The organism is Ferrovibrio sp. (assembly GCF_035304305.1).
GTDB lineage: Bacteria > Pseudomonadota > Alphaproteobacteria > Ferrovibrionales > Ferrovibrionaceae > Ferrovibrio.
Genome location: NZ_DATGQG010000139.1, coordinates 1 through 3933 on the forward strand (window position 1 = coordinate 1; position 3933 = coordinate 3933).

The 3933-nt window shown below is 69.9% G+C and carries 4 protein-coding genes and 1 pseudogene; all 5 read right to left on the minus strand.

Annotation, left to right across the window (positions count from 1 at the left end; translation table 11 throughout):
* Positions 1-447: pseudogene (locus VKZ87_RS15530) on the minus strand (DNA recombination/repair protein RecA); the annotation flags it as partial.
* A gap of 153 nt (positions 448-600) precedes the next feature.
* The gene (gene lexA / locus VKZ87_RS15535) at positions 601-1347 is read right to left on the minus strand and encodes a transcriptional repressor LexA (RefSeq protein ID WP_324222175.1); all 747 of its coding nucleotides are present in this window, start codon (positions 1345-1347) and stop codon (positions 601-603) included.
* A 33-nt stretch (positions 1348-1380) separates the two neighbouring features.
* On the minus strand, positions 1381-3069 hold the full coding sequence (locus VKZ87_RS15540) for an ABC1 kinase family protein (protein WP_324222176.1): 1689 nt from the start codon (positions 3067-3069) through the stop codon (positions 1381-1383).
* Positions 3070-3079: 10 nt separating this feature from the next.
* Positions 3080-3574 carry a CinA family protein gene (locus VKZ87_RS15545; protein ID WP_324222177.1) on the minus strand — a complete coding sequence of 165 codons (495 nt, stop codon included), beginning with the start codon at positions 3572-3574 and terminating at the stop codon, positions 3080-3082.
* 151 nt (positions 3575-3725) lie between these two features.
* On the minus strand, positions 3726-3933 hold a 208-nt coding region (locus VKZ87_RS15550), incomplete at its 5' end, for a TonB-dependent receptor (protein ID WP_324222178.1).

Genomic DNA, 3933 nt, shown 5'->3' on the forward strand with positions numbered 1-3933 from the left:
GGTCAGCGCGGCGACCGAGTCGATCACCACCATGTCGACCGCGTTGGAGCGCACCAGCATGTCGGCGATCTCGAGCGCCTGCTCGCCGGTATCGGGCTGCGACACCAGCAGGTCGTCGACGTTGACGCCGAGCTTCTGGGCGTAGGTCGGGTCGAGCGCGTGCTCGGCGTCGATGAAGGCCGCCACGCCACCGAGCTTCTGGCATTCGGCGATGGTCTGCAGGGTAAGCGTGGTCTTGCCCGAGGACTCGGGGCCGTAGATCTCGATCACGCGGCCGCGCGGCAGGCCGCCGATGCCGAGCGCGATGTCGAGCTGCAGCGAACCGGTGGGAATGACCGGGACCACTTCGGCGACGCGGTCGCCCATGCGGATCACCGATCCCTTGCCGTACTGCTTCTCGATCTGGCCCAGGGCCGCGGAAAGCGCGCGCTTCTTGTTCTCGTCCATCGTGGTGTCCTCGGATCAGGTATTCGGGAATGTGACCAGTGTGGTTGCGAGCGGTCGCAGGGGCTGCGACATCGCGCCGTGTTTTGAAACTAGTGCCAGCCGCGGGTCACCGGCAGCGGCGGAAGCCGCGCGCGGCAGTGGGGGAATTCCCCCTCACCGGTTCGGCCTGACGAGACCGCAATACAGGCCCTCGATGGCGAAGTCCTGGCCCGGCGCGACCTCGATCGGCGCGTAGTCCGGGTTGCGCGGCAGCAGGCGGATGCGGTCCTTGCCCATCTTCAGCAGCTTGACGGTGATTTCGTCGTCGATGCGGGCGATGACGATCTGTCCCGAGCGCGCGTCGGCGGTGCGGTGCACGCCGATCAGGTCGCCGTCGAAAATGCCCTCGTCGCGCATCGAGTCACCGCGCACGCGGAGCAGGTAATCGGGCGCCGGGGAGAAGAAGGCGCGGTCCATCAGGACCATCTGGTCGCTGCCGATATCGGCGCCGATGGGGACGCCGGCGGCGACCTGGCCGAGGACGGGAAGTTCAAGAACGTCGGCCGGGGCATTTGCAGTGGCATTCGCAGCTGTAGCTGCTCCCACAAAAGCTGCTCCCGCTGTCGGAGAGCGGCCTGTGGGAGCGGCCATGGCCGCGCCGTCTTCATCGGCGGCACCCGGGAATCCGAGCGCCCCCTGCGCACGCTCCGGTGCCCGCAACACGCGAATGCCACGCGCCCGCCCGGGCACGCGCTCGATGGCCCCCGCAACCTCAAGCGCCTCCAGATGGTATTGGGCGGCGCGCACGCTGCTGAAGCCGAAAGCGCGGGCGATCTCGGCCTGCGAGGGCGGCATGCCCTCCTCCGCGATGCGCTCGGCGATCAGGGCGAGGATGGCCTGCTGGGTGTCGGTGAGTTCCATGGTTAGTAGTAATACTACTAACAGGCGCAGGAATCAACGCCTGTGCGCGCCCTTCCAGATCGAATACACGATCCACACCCCCAAGGCAGCCGCGCCCACGAAGCCGGCGACGCCCAGCGCCATCAGCCACTGGTTGCGGGCGCCGCCGCCGACGCTGTTCATCACGATCGAGGAGCCGATGATCAGCGCCGCGGTGATCACGCCCATGGTCAGGCGGCTGGCCGCGCGGTCGACCTGGTCGCCGAGGGCCTGCAGCGTGGGAATCTCGATTCGCGCGCCCAGCCGCCCGCCGCGCGCCGCGCGGATCAGCCGGCGCAGGTCGCGCGGCAGCTCGGCGCCGAACTCGAGCATCCCGGCCAGGCCACGACGTCCGCGACGGGCCAGGGCCGAAGGCGCGAACCGGCGCCGCATGACCCGCTCCAGCCACGGCCGCGCCTCGGTCGCCATATCGAACTCCGGGTCCAGCTGGCGACCGAAGCCTTCAAGCGTCAGGAAGGCCTTGATCACCAGCGCGAGATCCGGCGGCAGCATCAGGCCATGGCTGCGCAGCAGGCCGGCGGCATCGGACAGCATCGTGCCCATGCGCAGGTCTTTCAGGGCCACGCCCTGGTAGCGGTCCACCACCACCGCGGTATCCGCCTCCAGGCGCTCCTCGTCGACCTCCCCGCCGACGCTCCAGTCCAGCAGGATATCGGCGACAGCCTCGGCATCCTGCACCACCATGCCGTGCAGCAGGCGCGCGATCTCGAAGCGGCGGCGCTCGCCCAAGTGGCCGACCATGCCGAAATCGATCAGGGCAATACGTCCGTCGCGCAGGAAAAAGAGATTGCCGGGATGCGGGTCGGCGTGGAACAGGCCGTCCTCGAGCACCATCTTGAGCACGATGCCGGTGCCCGCCCGCGCCAGCGCGGCGCGGTCCAGGCCAGCGGCATCCACCGCCGGAAGGTCGCCTGCGGGAATGCCATCGACGAAGTCCTGGACGTTGAGCCGCTCGGACGTCCACTGCCAGTGCACCCGCGGCACCAGCACGCTGTCGTCGTCGGCGAAGTTGGCCGCGATCCGCTCGGCGCTGCGGCACTCGGCGGCGAAGTCGAGCTCGCGCCGCAGCGAGGTGCGGAACTGGCGCACGACCTCGACCAGCCGATAGCGGCGCAGGTCGGGCAATTGTGACTCCACCATCTCGGCCAGCCGCGCCATCAGCCGCATGTCGGCATCGACCACCTCGACGATGCCCGGGCGACGCACCTTCAGGATCACCGCCGTGCCGTCGTGCAGCCAGGCGCGGTGCGCCTGTGCAAGCGAGGCCGCGGCAACCGGTATCGTCTCCACCCGCGCGAAGGCGACCTCGGGCTCGACGCCGAGGTCCTCCACCAGCTGTGGCCGCACCGCCTCCCAGGGCAGCGCCGGGACCGCGTTCTGCAGCAGTCCGAGCTCCGCGATCCACTCCGGCGGCAGCAGGTCCACGCGCGTGGCCAACACCTGGCCCAGCTTGACGAAGGTCGGCCCCAGCTCCTGCAGCGCACTGCGCAGGCGCTGCGGCGGCTTCATTTTCCTGCGCGCTTCTGCGTGCTCCCAGTGCAGCAGCCGTCCGGCGCGCTCGAGTACGCCCGCCATGCCGCTTCGGCGCACCAGGTCGCCGAAGCCGTGGCGCACGAACACGCTGGCGATCTCCTGCAGGCGCCCCAGATCGCGGACGCTGGCGAGGGCGTCGAGCATGGTCATCGCAGGCGACTCACAGCAGCCGCTCCAGCCCGCGCAGGGCTTCGGCCACGGTCTGCCGGCGCACTGCATCGCGATCACCGGCAAAGGCGAAGGCCTCCGCCTGCGGATAGCCGCCGCGGCGCTTCCAGCCGATCCAAACGGTGCCCACGGGCTTGTCCTCGGTGCCGCCGCCGGGACCGGCGATGCCGGTCACCGCCACCGCCACGGTGGCCCCGGAAGTGACCAGCGCGCCGGAGACCATCTCGATCACCGTCTCGCGACTGACCGCGCCGTGCTCTTCCAGGGTCTGCGGGCGGACGCCCAGCAGCGCCTGCTTGGCCTCGTAGCTGTACGCAGCCAGCCCGCAGTCGAACCAGGCCGAGGAGCCGGCGATGTCGGTGACGGTCTTGGCGATCCAGCCGCCCGTGCAGCTTTCCGCCGTCACCAGCATGTCGCGGTTGGCCTGCAGCCGTGTGCCGGTGTCTTCAGCCAGCCGGGCCAGTTCTGCGTCGCCAGGGACATCCATCGTCTCGTTCCATGCCGAAAGCACGCAGTATCGGGCGTAGCGGGCGGCTTGTCGCCCGGCCGCCGCCGGCGTGCGCCGAGTGAGGCGCCGGAAACGGCGGCGGCCCGCCGAAGCGGGCCGCCGGATCCACGTGCGGCCGGAGGCCGCGGGCTCAGAAGTAGTTGAACCGCACGGTCACGCCGTAGGTCCGCGGCGCACCCAGGAAGGTGTTCCACGAGCCGGCCTGGATCGGCGCGTCGATGCCCACCTGCTTGTAGGTCTCGTCGGTCAGGTTCTGGCCCCACAGCTCGACCATCCAGCGGCGGTTCTTGCTGCCGAAGCCGATGCGCGCGTTGACCAGGGTGTAGGCATCCTGCTGC